The sequence below is a fragment of the Streptomyces sp. NPDC002734 genome (assembly GCF_040295685.1).
Taxonomy (GTDB): Bacteria; Actinomycetota; Actinomycetes; order Streptomycetales; family Streptomycetaceae; genus Streptomyces.
Window position 1 is genome coordinate 1 of record NZ_JBEOVU010000031.1, and the last position, 14,670, is coordinate 14,670.

Annotated in this window: 15 protein-coding genes; 10 read left to right on the forward strand and 5 right to left on the reverse strand. The window is 75.2% G+C overall.

All coding sequences use genetic code 11. The features are described from left to right. Positions 1–215: 215 nt before the first annotated feature. Together ABT026_RS24405 and ABT026_RS24410 are read right to left on the reverse strand one after the other, a co-directional pair. Positions 216–461 (reverse strand): hypothetical protein, encoded by a 246-nt coding sequence (locus ABT026_RS24405; RefSeq protein ID WP_108955643.1) that lies wholly within the window; start codon positions 459–461, stop codon positions 216–218. A gap of 20 nt (positions 462–481) precedes the next feature. Further along, complete coding sequence (locus tag ABT026_RS24410; RefSeq protein ID WP_351117281.1) at positions 482–1,282, reverse strand: SDR family oxidoreductase; 801 nt, start codon at positions 1,280–1,282, stop codon at positions 482–484. A gap of 159 nt (positions 1,283–1,441) precedes the next feature. Between ABT026_RS24410 and ABT026_RS24415 the strand changes: the two genes are divergently transcribed. The 8 genes from ABT026_RS24415 (at position 1,442) to ABT026_RS24450 (ending at position 10,487) form a co-directional block, all read left to right on the forward strand. Then, positions 1,442–2,470, forward strand: a complete 1,029-nt coding sequence (locus tag ABT026_RS24415; RefSeq protein WP_351117282.1) for a PHP domain-containing protein — start codon at positions 1,442–1,444, stop codon at positions 2,468–2,470. Between the two features lie 69 nt (positions 2,471–2,539). Further along, positions 2,540–3,196 carry an HAD family hydrolase gene (locus ABT026_RS24420; RefSeq protein ID WP_351117283.1) on the forward strand — a complete coding sequence of 219 codons (657 nt, stop codon included), beginning with the start codon at positions 2,540–2,542 and terminating at the stop codon, positions 3,194–3,196. Between the two features lie 128 nt (positions 3,197–3,324). Continuing rightward, positions 3,325–4,557, forward strand: a complete 1,233-nt coding sequence (locus ABT026_RS24425) for an FUSC family protein (RefSeq protein WP_351117284.1) — start codon at positions 3,325–3,327, stop codon at positions 4,555–4,557. Positions 4,558–4,612: 55 nt separating this feature from the next. After that, positions 4,613–5,638, forward strand: coding sequence for an NAD-dependent epimerase/dehydratase family protein (locus ABT026_RS24430; protein WP_351117285.1), 1,026 nt, complete (start codon positions 4,613–4,615; stop codon positions 5,636–5,638). A 187-nt stretch (positions 5,639–5,825) separates the two neighbouring features. Then, a complete protein-coding gene (locus tag ABT026_RS24435; protein WP_351117286.1) occupies positions 5,826–6,281 on the forward strand; it encodes a hypothetical protein in 456 nt (151 codons plus the stop codon). A gap of 168 nt (positions 6,282–6,449) precedes the next feature. Continuing rightward, positions 6,450–7,697, forward strand: coding sequence for an FUSC family protein (locus tag ABT026_RS24440; RefSeq protein WP_351117287.1), 1,248 nt, complete (start codon positions 6,450–6,452; stop codon positions 7,695–7,697). A 54-nt stretch (positions 7,698–7,751) separates the two neighbouring features. Continuing rightward, entirely contained in the window at positions 7,752–8,879 is a 1,128-nt protein-coding gene (locus ABT026_RS24445) for a hypothetical protein (protein WP_351117288.1), read from the forward strand. Between the two features lie 123 nt (positions 8,880–9,002). Further along, positions 9,003–10,487 (forward strand): cytochrome P450, encoded by a 1,485-nt coding sequence (locus tag ABT026_RS24450; protein WP_351117289.1) that lies wholly within the window; start codon positions 9,003–9,005, stop codon positions 10,485–10,487. 96 nt (positions 10,488–10,583) lie between these two features. Here ABT026_RS24450 and ABT026_RS24455 read toward each other — a convergent pair whose 3' ends face one another. Continuing rightward, positions 10,584–11,888 carry an alpha/beta fold hydrolase gene (locus ABT026_RS24455; RefSeq protein WP_351117290.1) on the reverse strand — a complete coding sequence of 435 codons (1,305 nt, stop codon included), beginning with the start codon at positions 11,886–11,888 and terminating at the stop codon, positions 10,584–10,586. A gap of 161 nt (positions 11,889–12,049) precedes the next feature. Between ABT026_RS24455 and ABT026_RS24460 the strand changes: the two genes are divergently transcribed. Further along, positions 12,050–13,096, forward strand: coding sequence for a questin oxidase family protein (locus tag ABT026_RS24460; protein ID WP_351117291.1), 1,047 nt, complete (start codon positions 12,050–12,052; stop codon positions 13,094–13,096). A gap of 69 nt (positions 13,097–13,165) precedes the next feature. Here the strand turns inward: ABT026_RS24460 and ABT026_RS24465 are convergent, their stop codons facing one another. After that, positions 13,166–13,426, reverse strand: coding sequence for a hypothetical protein (locus ABT026_RS24465; RefSeq protein ID WP_351117292.1), 261 nt, complete (start codon positions 13,424–13,426; stop codon positions 13,166–13,168). A 39-nt stretch (positions 13,427–13,465) separates the two neighbouring features. Continuing rightward, positions 13,466–14,161: a TNT domain-containing protein gene (locus ABT026_RS24470; RefSeq protein WP_351117293.1), complete on the reverse strand. Its 696-nt coding sequence runs from the start codon at positions 14,159–14,161 to the stop codon at positions 13,466–13,468. Between the two features lie 130 nt (positions 14,162–14,291). On the opposite strand from ABT026_RS24470, the gene ABT026_RS24475 reads away from it, so the two are divergent. Continuing rightward, on the forward strand, positions 14,292–14,609 hold the full coding sequence (locus tag ABT026_RS24475; protein ID WP_351117294.1) for a hypothetical protein: 318 nt from the start codon (positions 14,292–14,294) through the stop codon (positions 14,607–14,609). Positions 14,610–14,670: the final 61 nt, after the last annotated feature.

A 14,670-nucleotide genomic window follows, 5' to 3' on the forward strand; every position in this document is an offset into this window, starting at 1 on the left:
GCCCGGCCGCACACGGGGAGCGACACCAGGATTACGCGGGTGAGAAACGCGGGATACGTGGTAGCTGCGTAGCGGCTCGGGTGCCGGCCGTTTCATGTGGCGGCCCGGTTCGGCGTGCCGGCCGGTTTCGCGTGCCGCCGGTCGTTCGTGTGCCGCCGGTCGTTCGTGTGCCGGCCGCTCTCAGGCCGACTGTCGGTCTCACCCGTCGGCCGGTCTCAGCCCGCCTGTCGGCGGCCCCAGGTGAACTTGTCGCCGCCGACCCAGCGGACCACGTCCGGGTCGTCGAGGTCGTGCACCACGATGCCGTAGGCGGCGGCGATCTCCAGCACGTCGGTGACGGACCTCGCCTCACCGACGAAGTCGCCGTCGATCTCCACGATCCGGAAGGGCTGCGTGGCCGGCTGGACCGCGAGCACGGTGATCCGGGAGCGGCCGATGCGGGGGCTCGAGATTTCCGTCATGGCTTTGAGCGTAGTTCGCCTCAGGGACGCCGCCAGTCGTCGGCGTCCAGGTACGCCCCGGCCATCGGTCCCATCCGCGTCATGCCTCCGTCGATCACCCAGGAGGCTCCGGTGACGTAGGAGGACTCGGGACCGGCCAGGAAGGCGACCACGGCGGCGACCTCCCGGGCGTCGCCCGGGCGGCCCAGCGGCACACCGGGGCGGCGCTGGGTGCCCGGGTCGGTGTCCTCCTGGCCGGTCATCGGGGTGGAGATCTCGCCGGGCGCCACCGAGTTCACCGTGATGCCGTGCTCGGCGAGTTCGAGCGCCATCACCTGGGTGAGCAGCCCCAGCCCGCCCTTGGACGCGCAGTAGGGCGCCGCGCCGACCTTGGGCTGGTGCTCGTGGACGGAGGTGATGTTGACGATCCGGCCGCCGTTCCCCTGCTCGATCATGCGCCGGGCGGCGCGCTGCGAGCAGAGGAACGGGCCCGCCAGATTCACGTCCAGGACGTGCCGCAGGTCGTCCAGACCGAGTTCGAGGAACAGCGTGGAGGTGCCGGTGCCGGAGTTGTTGACCAGGACGTCGATCCGGCCGAGCCGGTCGCACAGCCGGTCCACGGTGTCGGCGGCCTCCGGCAGCCGGGTGAGGTCGACCTGGACGACCTCGGCGCGGCGGCCCTTGGCACGCACCTCCTCGGCGGTGCGCTCGGCGCCCCGGTGGTCGGTGTGCCAGGTGATGCCGACGTCCATGCCCTCCTCGGCCAGCCTGACCGCCACCGCCCGGCCGATGCCGGAGTCGGAGCCGGTGACGACGGCGACACGGGGTGCGGTCTCGGGCATGGGCACGCCTCCTGCTGACGGTGCTGGGCGGATGGGTACTCGGGGCGTCCCGGTACCCGGGCGTCGCAGTACCCGGGCGCCCGCGGGGCAAACCGGACAGGCGCCGGCACCCGGCCGCGGGGCCGCCCGGTGGGCGTCGTCTTACGAAGGGAGGCGCGGATGGACCCCGTCGTCGCGCTGGAGCGGATCGCCTACCTGCTGGAGCGGTCCCAGGAGCCCGCCTACCGGGTGCGCGCGTTCCGGACCGCGGCCCGGGTGCTGGCCGGGCTGGGCGCGGACGAGGTGCGCGAGCGCGCCGCGAACGGCTCGCTGGAGTCCCTCAAGGGGGTGGGGCCCAAGACCGCGCAGGCCGCGCGGGAGGCCCTGGCCGGGGAGGTTCCCGGGTACCTGGCGAAACTGGAGGAGGCGGGCGGCGGGCCCCTCGCCGAGGGGGGCGAGCACCTGCGGTCGCTGCTGCGGGGCGACTGCCACCTGCACTCCGACTGGTCCGACGGCGGCAGCCCGATCGAGGAGATGGGCCGCGCGGCAGCGGCGCTGGGCCACGAGTGGGCGGTGCTGACCGACCATTCACCGCGCCTGACCGTCGCCCGCGGGCTCTCCCCCGAGCGGCTGCGGGAGCAGCTGGAGGTGGTGGAGCGGCTCAACGGGACCTGGACGCCGTTCCGGCTGCTGACCGGGATCGAGTGCGACATCCTCGACGACGGCTCGCTGGACCAGGAGCCGGAGCTGCTGGAGCTGCTGGACGTGGTGGTGGTTTCCGTCCACTCCAAGCTACGCATGGACCGGCGTGCGATGACCCGGCGGATGGTGGCCGCGGTCCGCGACCCGCACGCCGACGTGCTGGGGCACTGCACGGGGCGGCTGGTGACGGGCCGCGGCCGGCCCGAGTCGGAGTTCGACGCCGACGAGGTGTTCGCGGCCTGCGCCGCGTCGGGGACCGCGGTGGAGATCAACAGCCGCCCCGAGCGGCTGGACCCGCCCCGGCGGCTGCTGCGGCAGGCCGTGGAGGCCGGGGTGCTGTTCTCCGTCGACACCGACGCCCACGCTCCTGGCCAGCTGGAGTGGCAGATCCACGGCTGCGCCCGCGCCGAGGAGTGCGGTGTGCCGCCCGAACGGGTGGTGACGACCTGGCCGCTGGAGCGGCTGCTCGCCTGGAGCCGCGAGGGAGTCCTGCCGGAGGGCGTCTGAACGCGGGCCGGCGGTGGTACCCGTGACCGGTCGCCGACCGGTGACCGAGGAACGAGAGGCGGGACGCGTATGGAACGGGCCGTGGTGTTCGACGTCGACGGAACCCTGGTGGACACCAACCACCTGCACGCGGTGGCCTGGTGGGAGGCGTTCCGCCAGGCGGGGCACCGGGTGCCGATGCACCACATCCACCGCGCGGTGGGGCTGCCGGGCATGGACCTGATCGCCCGGGTGCTGGGCGAGGACCGCGACGAGGAGCAGGACGACGCCCTGAGCTCGGCGCACAAGACCCTGTACGGCCAGTACTTCGACCGCCTCGACCCCCTGCCCGGCGCGAGCGAGCTGCTGAAGCGGCTGCACGCGGAGGGCCGCCGGGTGGTGCTGGCGACCTCGGCGGGCGGCCCGGAGCTGGCGGCCCTGCGCCGGGCCCTGGACGCCGACGAGGCGATCACCGCGACGGCCAGCGCCGACGACGTCGAGCAGGGAAAGCCGGCCCCCGAGCCGGTGGAGCACGCGCTGGAGCTGGCCGGGGTGCCGGCCGAGCGGGCCGTCTTCGTCGGGGACACGGTCTGGGACATGAAGGCGGCGAGCCGGGCGGGCGTCACGCCGGTGGCGGTGCTCTGCGGCGGCATCCCGCGCGCCGACCTGGAGGAGGCGGGGGCCCGGGCGGTCTACGCCGACCCGGCGCACCTGCTGGAGACGCTGCGGGAGGGCCCGCTGGCCTGAGCGGAGGCGCACCGCCGGGCCGACCGGACGGGACATCCGGCCCGAACGGCGAGCCCTCCTTCCCTGACCGGCGGGAACGCCGGTCAGGGGACGCGGTTACCGCAGGCGCTCCCGGCAACCCGTGCCGGATGAACCGTGCGACGGAGGCGATCGGCCGGGAGCTCCGGGCCGTCGGCGCGACGGCCCGGAAGGCGGTGCGCGGTCCGGGGCGCGAACGTGATCTGCTGGTCCAGTCCCTCAAGGCGTCCGGGGCGGCGCTGCTGGCGTGGGCGGTGGCCCGGCTGTGGCTGAACGACCCGATGGCGCTGATGGCCCCGTGGGCGGCGCTGGTGCTGGTGCAGGCCACCGTGTACGGGTCGCTGCTGCGCGCGGCGCAGCAGTGCGCCGCGATCTGCGTGGGGACACTGCTGGCCACCGGGGCCCAGGCGGTCACCGGTGACGAACTGGCGGCCATGGCGGTGTGCCTGCCGCCGCTGATGCTGCTCTCGCACTGGTCCCGCTTCGGCGACCAGGGCGGGTACGCGGCGACCACGGCCGTCTTCACCCTGGCGACCGGGGCGGTCGGCCCGGAGGCCGCGGGCCACCGGGTGGGGCAGGCGGTACTGGGCGCGGTCGTCGGGGTGGCCGTGAACGCGCTGGTGCTGCCGCCCGTCCACCTGCGTGACGTGCGGGACAACCTGGCCGGGCTGGCCCGGGAGGCGGGAGCGGCACTGCGGCAGGTGGCGCGGGAGCTGCCGGAGGCGGAGTGGGACGACGCGACGGCTTCGCGCTGGTCGCATCTGCCGGACCGGCTGGAGCGACGGCTGGAAGGGCTGCGCTCCGCGCGGAGCTGGTCGGACGAGAGCCTGCGGCTGGCCGCGAACCGGCTGCGGCGGCTGCGGCGGATCCCGATGGAGGCGCCGCGGGTGGAGGAGGACGAGCGCTGGGCGCGGGTGACGGGCCAGGTGGTCGCGCTGACCCGGACGCTGTCGGTGGCGGCCGACGCGGGCCGCTCGCCGGTGCCGCCGGACACCGCGGCGCTGGACCTGTACGCGCGGATGCTGGACGTGCTGGGCCGGGCCTGCGAGGCGGAGAGCCGCCGGCTGGCGGCGGGCCCCTCCGGCGCGAGCCGGAGCGACCTGCGGGAACGGGAGGCGGAGACGCACGACGAGGGCGGCGACGACCGCGCGGACGGCGGGGACGGCGGGGACGGTCTCGGGGAGTCCTCCGAGGAGCGGCTCACCGCGCTGCACACGCGGCTGCGGCGCAGCCTGCGCGACCACGCCGCCCAGGACCCCTCCCAGGCGGCGGTGCTGGGCGCGCTGCTGCTGCACGCCGAGAACATCTGGGCGGACACCTCGCTGGGCGCCCGCCGGGAGTGAGCGGCGTGCCCGCACGGGTACCCGGGACGCCGTTACCGGACGTGAGGAGCACGCTGTGAGCGGCAGGATCGTGGTGACCGGGGCCACCGGCAACGTGGGCACGAGCGTGGTGCGGGTCCTCGCCGAGGATCCGGCGGTGACCTCCGTGACGGGCGTCGCCCGGCGGCTGCCCGGGTGGCGGCCGGAGGGGACCGACTGGAAGGCGGTGGACCTGGCCCGGGAGAAGTCCGGTCCCGCCCTGGTGGAGGTGTTCCGGGGCGCGGACGCGGTGGTGCACCTGGCGTGGGCGTTCCAGCCCACGCACGACCCGGTGGTCACCTGGCGCACCAACGTGCTGGGCAGTCTGCGGGTCTTCGAGGCGGTGGCGGCCGCCGGGGTCCCGGCACTGGTGCACGCCTCCTCGGTGGGGGCGTACTCCCCGGGGCCCAAGGACCGCGAGGTGGACGAGTCCTGGCCCACGCACGGCTGGCCGGACGCCGCCTACACCCGGGAGAAGGCCTATCTGGAGCGGGCGCTGGACGCCTTCGAGCGGCAGCACCCCCAGGTACGGGTCGTGCGGATGCGGCCGGCGTTCCTGTTCAAGAGGCAGGCCGCCGGCGAACAGCGGCGCATCTTCGGCGGCACGTACCTTCCCGGGGCGATCGCCCGGCCGGACCTGCTTCCGGTGATGCCGGACATCCCCGGGCTGCGGGTACAGGCGCTGCACACCGACGACGCGGCCGAGGCGTACCGCATCGCGGCCCTCTCCCCCGACGCCCGCGGCGCGTTCAACCTGGCGGCGGGACCGCCGCTGGACGCCCAGGTGCTCGGGCGGATGTTCGGGGCCAGGCCGGTGCGGGTGCCGGCGGGCGCGGTGCGGGCGGCGGTCTCCGCGGCGTGGCGGATGCGGCTGCTGCCCGCGTCGCCCCATCTGTTCGACGCGGTGCTGCGCGTCCCGATGATGGACACCCGGCGGGCCCGGGACGTGCTGGGGTGGCGGCCCTCCCGGGACGCGGAGTCGGTGATCGAGGAGTTCCTGGAGGGCTTGCGCGAGGGCGGGGGCCTGGACACGGCGCCGCTGCACGGAGGGTCGGTGGGCTGACGGGTCGGCGTGACGGCGGCCGGGTGGGCCTGACGGGGCGTCGGGACCGACGCCGAAGGCCGTCGAAGCGGCCGTGGCGCCCCGCCGTGGCGTTTGCCGGCCCGAGGCGGAGGTACCCGCAGGTCCGGCCCCGGTCCGACCCGGTGGCCACGACCGCTTCGACGGCCAGGAGAAAGGGAGTGGGCACGTGAGCGACGTGACAGCCGCAGGAGGCGTCCAGCCGGTCCCCCGTGACATGCCGGACCAGCAGGCCGACCCGGAACAGACCCGTGAACGCGACGGCGGCCGCGCGCCAGAGGCGGGCCCGGGCGCCGCGGCCTCCCCGGACCGCGACCCTGCGACGGCGTCCACGGACGACGAAGCGGCGCACGAGGAGCCGGAGAGCCGGGAGGACCCCGAGCGGCCCGCGGCCCCCGGCAAGCCCGTCCCCCGTGACCTCCAGGACCAGCAGGCGACCGACGAGCGCGGCGACCGCTGGGACGCCGCCCCCGGTCCCGGGGCCACCGGCTCGGGCGACCGGCCCGGCGGCGCGGACGAGGAGGAGCTGCCCGACACCGACGAGGCGGGCACCGGCCGGCAGGGCGCGCCGAAGGGCGGCAGCCCCAACCCGGAGCACCCGGTGCCCGACGAGCCCGCCGGCTGACCCGCCCCGCGGCCCGAGGGCCGGACCGGTGCCCCGCGCGGCCCGTGTCGTGGAGACGATCCACGACACGGGCCGCGACCATGGACGGCACGGACCATGGACGGCACATGGGCTCCACCCGGCGGAACCGACGTGTTGGGTGTACCCGGGAGCGGGAAGGCGCAGGTCATGCGGGACGTTCAGGGTGTGAAGGCAGTGTTGGTCACGAAGTACCGGGGGTGGAAGCGGGATCCGGACGTCGTCCACACCCTGCGGGCGACGGCGGCCGCGACGATCTCCTACGTGATCGCCCTCCGCCTGAGTCCGGAGGCGGTGCCGCTCACCGCTCCGCTGACAGCGCTGCTGGTCGTGCAGGTGACCCTCTACTCGACGATCACCACGGGCATCGAGCGGGTCAACGCGGTGGTCGCGGGCGTGCTGATCGCCATCCTGTTCACCCGGGTGGTCGGTCTCACCTGGTGGAGTCTGGCGCTGATCATCCTGGCGTCGCTGGTCATCGGCAGGGTGGCCCGCACCGGGGACTTCCTGCCGGAGGTGGCGATCAGCGCGATGCTGGTGCTGGGCGTCACGACGGTGGGCGACACCGCGTGGGCGCGCATCGTCGAGACGCTGATCGGCGCGGTCGTCGGACTCTCCTTCAACTTCCTCTTCGCTCCCCCGGTGTGGGTGGACGTGGCCGCCGAGTCGCTGACCGACCTGTCCCGGCGGATGCGGCAACTGATGCTGCGGATGGGCGAGGAGGCCTCCGGGCACACGCCGGTGCCCAACGCCACCGCCCGGCTCCACGAGGCGCGCGCCCTGGACCACCACATCTCCGGCGTCGACGCGGCGCTGCGGCAGGCGGAGGACAGTCTGCGGCTCAACCCCAGGGTCCGGGAGGGCCTGTTGCACCGGGTTGTGCTGCGCACGGGTCTGGACACCCTGGAGATCTGCACGGTGGTGCTGCGGGTCATCGCGCGCAGCTTCACCGACCTGGCGAAGCGGCGCGACCCCGAGCCGCTGTTCGACCCGCAGGCGGGTCCGGTCGTCGAGGAACTGCTGGCCGAGGTCGGGGACGCGGTGGTGAGCTTCGGGGTCATGGTGATCTCCGACGTCAGCACCAACGCCGAGGAGGCGGAGGAACGGCTGGCCGCGGAACTGACGCAGGCGACGGCCACCCGGGACCGGCTGGCCAACATCCTGCTGGAGCGGGTGCAGGAGGATCCCAAGGACTGGCAGCTGGTGGGGGCGTTCCTCACCGAGATCACCCGGATCCTCGACGAGCTGGACACCGACCACCGTTCCCGCCGTCTGCTGGAGGAGCTGGACCGCAACACGCGGATGCAGCGCGAGCGCAAGCGCCGGCTGGAGGAGTGGCGCCGCAGGCTGCGGCTGCCGAAGATCCGCAAACCCCGGCGGAACCGGGCGCGGTCCTGACAGCGTGCTCCACGGCGGGGCCTGCCGACGGGTCCCGGAGCGAGGGAGCGTGCGATGGTCGAAGCGGGCGGTGCGCGGATCGACGGGGACAGCCTGGCGTTGCCGGGCGGGGTGCGGGTGCGGTTCATCCGGACCCTGCGGCTGCCGGAGACGGGCACCCATGCGCTGCCGCCGGGGCTGGGGTCCTTCCCGCTGCGCCGGGTCGAGGACTTCCCCGACACGGCGCCGGCGGAGTGGCTGGCGCGGGGTGGCGTGATGCTGCCGGTGTACCTGCGGGAGGCGATGTGGCTGCATTTCGGCGGCACCTCGCGTCCGGCGGCCCTCCAGGTCGGCGTGGGCAAGGTGTGCGCGGTGTCCGGAAAGCCGTGGAGCGGGCGGCTGTCGGCGGACCCGCAGAACTATCTGCCGCTGCCCGAACAGCCCTGGCTGGACGGCATCAACTCCGGACGGGGCACGGTCCGTCAGTTCGTCGCGGTGCCGCTGGGGATGGGCGCCACCGTCGAGGGCCAGGTGACGGGTGAGGAGACCTGGGGCGGGATCCAGCTGCAGGCCTTCGGTCTGACGGAGGCGAAGCTGGCCGAGTGGAACCGCCTGAACGCGCCGGTGTGGCCCGCCACTCCCCCGCCGGGGCCCGTGCCGCCGCCTCCGCCGTACACCGGCATGCCGATGCCTCCGGCTCCCGGCGCGGTGGCGTACGGCGCGCCGCCGCCGGCGCCCGGCACGGCTCCGGGCACGGCGCCGGGGGCGGTACCTCCGCCGGCTCCCGCCGGCGCGGCGCCCCAACGGTCCGCGCCCCGGGCCGCCGCGATGGGGCTGGGCGCGGGCGGCTCCATGCGCCAGCAGGTGCACCAGGACCGGCGCCCGTTGGCCGACTGGGCCACCGAGCCTTCCGGCCGGGTCTTCGTGCACCTGATGACGCCGCCGGAGTGGCGCCGCATCACCGGTGAGGCCGCGCCGCCCTCGCCCGTCGACCGCGCCGCCTACACCCGGGCGGGGCTGCCCTGGTTCGAGCACTACGACGAGAGCGCGGTGGACCTCGATCCCTCGGAGACCCTCGCGGGCGTCAGGCCGGTCGGCGACTGGCTCGGCGACGACCACTCCCCGTGGGCCGAGCCGAAGCCGCAGCAGGTGGTCCAGCTCGGCGACGAGCCGGGAAGGCCGGTGGCGGACGGGGACTGGTGACGGGCCGTCCACGGAAGGCACGATGGTCACCGGGCCGCCCTCACGCGGTACGCGGCGCGGCAGTTCGGCGGTGCGGCGGTACGGGGGCGGCCGGGTGACGCGGCGGTTCGATCGGGAGGGTCCATGGAGAGCAGCAGTCCGGTCCGGGCGGCGACGCCGGTGCCGAGCGTCCGGGAGGCCTGGCCGCGGCTCGACCTGATCCCGCACCCGCCTCGCCGGGTCCCGCTGCTGGGGGACGTCCTGGGCACCGACCGCACCCGGCCGGTGCAGGACACGGTGCGCCGCGGTCAGGCCCTGGGGCCGATCTTCCGCAGGAAGGTGTTCTCCTTCGAGATCGTCCTCGTCGGGGGCGCCGACCTGGCCGGCGAGCTGTCGGACGAGTCCCGGTTCGCCAAGCACGTCGCCCCGGGCATCGCGGCGTTGCGTCCTCTCGCCAGGGACGGGCTGTTCACGGCGCACAACCACGAGCCGAACTGGCAGCTGGCCCACGACGTGCTGGCGCCGGGCTTCAGCCGTGAGGCGATGGCGGGCTACCACGGGGCGATGCTGGACGTGGCGGGCCGGCTGACCGACCGCTGGGACGCCGAGTTCGCGGCCGGACGCACGGTGGACGTGCCCGGCGACATGACCAAGCTGACCCTGGAGACGATCGCCAGGACCGGGTTCGGCCACGACTTCGGCTCCTTCGAACGGGAGAGGCCGCACCCCTTCGTCGACGCGATGGTGGGCTACCTGAGCTACGCGCAGCGGCGGGTGGCCCTGCCCGCCCCGCTGGCGGGCCTGTTCGGCGGCCGGGCCGCCGACCTGCGCGGCGAGCGGGACATGGCACTGCTCAACGACACGGTGGACGAGGTGGTCCGGGCCCGGGTCGCCGACGGGAGGCCCGGCGACGGCGACCTGCTGGACCGGATGCTGGAGACCGCTCACCCCGACACCGGGGAGCGGCTGTCGCTGGACAACGTGCGCCGCCAGGTGATCACGTTCCTGGTGGCGGGTCACGAGACGACCTCGGGCGCGCTGTCGTTCGCCCTGCACTACCTGTCGCAGCACCCGGAGATCGCGGCGCGGGCGCGCGAGGAGGTGGACCGGGTGTGGGGCGACGTCGCCTCCCCGGGCTACGAGCAGGTGGCGAAACTGCGGTACGTGCGGCGGGTGCTGGACGAGTCGCTGCGGCTGTGGCCGACCGCCCCGGCCTTCGCCCGGGCCGCGCTGGAGGACACGGTGCTCGGGGGCACGCACCCGATGCGGCGGGGCGCCTGGGCGCTGGTGGTGCTTCCGCTGCTGCACCGGGACCCCGCGGTGTGGGGTCCCGAGCCGGAGCGGTTCGACCCGGACCGGTTCGAGGCGTCGGCGGTGCGGGCCCGCCCGCCGCACGTCTTCAAGCCGTTCGGCACCGGCGCGCGGGCCTGCATCGGGCGTCAGTTCGCGCTGCACGAGGCGACGCTGGTGCTCGGGCTGCTGCTGCGCCGCTACGAGATGCTGCCGGAGCCCGGCTACCGGCTGAGCGTCTCGGAGCGGCTCACCCTGATGCCGGAGGACCTGCGCCTGCGCCTGGAGCGCCGGACGCCCCGGCCGGCGCCCGAGGAGGCGGTGAAGGCCGGGCGGTGAGGGACGGACCGTGACGGCCGGACCGTGAGGCGTGCGCGCCGCGGTCCCGGCACGCGGCCGCGGCCGCGGCGTCGCCGCCTCAGGTCTCGTCGCGCCTCAGGCCTCGTCGCGCACCAGGGCGAGCAGCCGGTCCAGGACGCGCGGACCGCCGGCCCGCACCCCGTCGTGCTCGAACTCGTCGGTGACGTAGGTGCGCAGGCCCCGGATCGCGCGGGCGGTCTCCAGCGAGTGGGCCGTGTCGACGTACAGGTCGTCGTGGTAGACGGCGGCAGCCACCGGGACCTCGTTGGCGGCGAGCCGCGCCGGGTCGTACAGCGGGGTCCAGTCGGTGCGGGCGGCGAGGATCTCCGCCGTCTCCTTGAGCGGCCGCAGCGCCGGATCGCAGTCGAACAGCCACGGGTGGACCGTCTCGCCGGTGAGCAGCACCGCCTCGCCGCCGGCGAGCGCCTTGGCAGCGTCGAACCGGGGGAACTCGGCGCGCACCCGTTCGGCGGCCCAGGCGGTCGGCTGCGCGTCCTGGGCGTAGATGGCCTCGTGGAGCAGGGCGTACAGCGGGTGGCTCGCGTAGGAGAGCGTCTGCTGCACCTGCTCGAGGAAGGCGTCGGAGAGCTCGAGTCCCCGCGTCGTGGGCAGGAGGAACGCGTCCTCCAGCAGGAAGTGCAGTCGGTGGCTGCCGTCGCCGGAGCCGAGCAGGATGCCCAGCGACTGGAACGACTCGGCGGTGAGCCGGTGCCCGTTCGGCAGGACGACGTCCTCGCGCAGCAGGTGCTCGGCGATCCGGCGGACCCGCTCGACGTCCTGCGGGTAGCGGGTGTAGTGGGCGTCGACCTTGCGCTCCATGCGCGGGTAGGCGGCCCGGTAGACGTCCTCGGCGCGCGCGGTCGTCGAGGGAAGCCCGCCGGTGATCAGGGCGGCGGCCAGACCCTCGGGGGCCAGCGAGAGGTAGGTGACGGTGCAGAAGCCGCCGAAGCTCTGGCCGAGGACGGTCCAGGGCGCGCCGCCGGTGAGCAGCGGGCGGATCGCCTCGCAGTCGCGGACGATCGAGTCGGCGCGGAAGTGCGTGAGGTACGCGGCCTGTTCGGCGGGGCCGCCGCGCAGCGGCAGCGTCTGGCGGTTGGCGGGCGTGGAGGCGCCGGTGCCCCGCTGGTCGAGGAGGAGGACCCGGAACTCCCGCAGGGCCCGCTCCAGCCAGGCCTGGCGGCCGACGAAGCGGCTGGCGGGCATGCCGGGACCGCCCTGCAGGTACACCAGCCAGGGCAGGTCCTGGTCCGCCTTGTCGCTCGCCACCACCTCACGCGCGTACAGCTCGATCGTCTCGCCGCCCGGGTCGGCGTGGTCGAGCGGGACGGTGAAGCGGTGGTCGGTGAGGACGACGCCGGGCTGGCGGTAGCGGAGGGTCAAGGGGGCTCCCGGGGCGGTCGAGCGGGCAGGTCGTCCCAGTTCAGCACAGGCCCGGGGACGGAGTGCGACCGGGACCCGGGGCCTAGGTCCCGCGCCGGTGTTCCGGGCCGCGGCCCTCTCGTAGCGTGACGGCATCAGGCGATCCGAGGGAGCTGACGACGATGCGCGGCACGGACACCGGAGTACTGGACGAGGCGCTGGAGAGACTGCACCGGGCGGGGCCGGAGCGCCGGGGGTGGCTGTCCAACCACGCGCCGATGGCGGTGGAGGCGCTGGTGCGGCACGGCCACGGACACGGCGTGCACCGCTGGCTGGAGCACTATGCGCTGAACAAGCTGGAGGACATGCCGCGCTCGACGGACCCGGTGACGGAGCCGGAGTGGCGCGAGGCGCTGGGCGATCCGCACCGGCTCGGGGACTGGACGGTGTACTTCGGCCGGGCCGTCGCGGAGGAGGGCTGGCGGGCGGTGCTGGTGCGCTGGTGGCCGCGGCTGCTGCCGGGCATCGCGGCGGGCGCCACCCACCCCGTGATCCGGGTGGGTCACGCGGTGCGGGCGCTGCTCGAGGACGGCGACAACGCGGCGAGGATCACGGAGCTGGCGCACGGCCTGGCCTACTGGGCGGGCCGTCATCAGCCGCTGGCCGGTGTGACCGGGCCGTCGGGCGTCGCGGGTCCGGCCGAGGCGCTGGCCGGGGTGCCGACGGTGGAGGTCCAGGCCGGCGGCATCCGCGAGCGGCTGGACCGGCTGGAGGCGACGGCGGGCTGGACCGAGGCCACCGCGGCGCTGCGCGCCCCGGCCTCGCCCGAGGAGGCGCGGGAGCTGCTGCGAGGTCTCGTGACGGCGGCGACCGGCCGGTTCGCCGCCCACGCGCACGGGGACCCGGTGATGCTGGTGCACGCGGCGACGGCTCCCAACGCCGTGCTGCGCACCCTTCCCGCTCTGCCGCGCGAGCTGTGGGCGCCGAGCCTGGAGGCCGCCTGGGCGGCGTCCGCGGCGGTGACCGCCGTCTACGCGACGCCCGCGGGGCGCGTCCCCGAGGTGTCGGGGACGGCCGGCGAGCTCTTCGCCCGCGCGGCCGAGCACGGCGACGAGCACGTCATCAAGCTGGCGGACACGGCGCTGGACGTGGTCGCCATGACCGGGACGGGCGAATCCTTGGCCTCCGTGGAGCAGGCACTGCGGCTGATCGACCCGGAGGACGACTGAGGGCGGCCGCCGGGCCGATCGGTCGTTCGGGGACGGTGCGGGCCCGTGCCGCGGGGCGCGGGGCTCGCCTCATCCGCGGCCCGGTGCCGCCCCGGTGAGCAGGCGCAGCAGGTGGGCGCAGGCCGCGCTCTCGTCCCGGTGGCGGGCGACCGGCTCCCACCTGCCGCGCTCGTAGGCGCCGGTCTCCCAGGCTTCCGGTTCGTCCGGCGCCCGGCGCAGATAGAGGAAGTCGACGGGCGGGGGCACGGGTTCGTGCACGCCCTCGATGCGGTAGTACCCGCCCGGCACTCCCGCGGCGCGCAACGCGGCGTGCAGTGCGGCGCGGTCCACGACCACGAGCGTAGTGCCGGGCAGGGTGGCCGGGCTCGTCTAGCGGCCGGTGTCCCGGGCGGGCGCGAGATAGCCGTGGTCGAGCAGCCATCCGACGTTCAGCCGCTCGTCGGGGCCGGGCATGAGCAGCGCGGGGTCGAGCTTGATCTGCTGTCCGCCGCCCGGCTGCTCGAACCACGGCATGGCGCGGCCCTGCCAGACGTCGAACCTCCGGGTGACGGTGTAGCGGTGGTAGTCGCAGGGGTAGGCCGCGTCCCGGGTGTTCAGGTTCTGCGGGGGCAGCGCACGCTTGGCGTACGGGTCGCCCGCCGGGGCCAGGTAGGAGCCGTACTCCGACCCGAACCGGTCGAGCTCCGCGCCGGGTTCGAGGGTCTCGACCTGCTTGTCCACCTCCCCGTTCACCTCGGCGAACCCGTCGTTGGGCGGGTACTTCCAACCGCCGGAGCCGCTCGGGCCGTCCTCCTTCCAGTAGGCGGCGAGGAAGTCGCGGGCGGAGAGGCCGCCGGTGCGGTGGTAGCCGCGCAGGAGGGGGCCGACGGGCGGTTCGGCGGAGTCGGGGAGGTTCGCGGGGCCGAGCCGGGCGTCGCCCCGGAACTCTCCGGTGCAGGGGTCGGGCCGGGCGGCGGAGGCCGTGTCCGCCGTCGCGGTGGGCGCGGTGACCGCGGTGGCGGCCAGGGCGAGGGCCAGCGCGGACAGTGCCGCGCGCGGTCGCTTGGTCGGTTCGTCTTGACGCACGGTCACCATCGTCACGGCATGCGACCGCCACGTCGGGGCGACACCACCGTGATCACCCGCCGGGGTGACCCGCCCCGGTAATCTCGTCGGATTCTCCTCCAGGACCACCCGACGAAGGGACCGGTGCACGATGCCACGAGACCTCTACAACGTGCGGGTCGTGCCGGGGCCGGCCCCGTCGACGGCGGACGGTCCGCCGCCGCTGAGCGCGGAGGAGGAACGCCGCTTACAGGCGGTGCTCTTCCACGATCTGGGCAACGCGATCGCGGACCACGGCCTGGTCCGCTTTCCCGCCCACACCCGGGAGGACCGTATACGGCTGGTGAGGGTCGCGGAGCGGCTGAGCGCCCACTGGGGCCGCCGGGTGGCCGTGGAGGCCGAGGACGCCTGCCGCCTGGTGCTGCGGCTGGACGACGGGCCCACGGAGCACTTGCCTCCGGCGCGGTAGACGGCACGGCGCCCCCTCGCTCCCCGGGCGCGGCGGCGTTCCGCCCGGTGCTCCGCGCCGG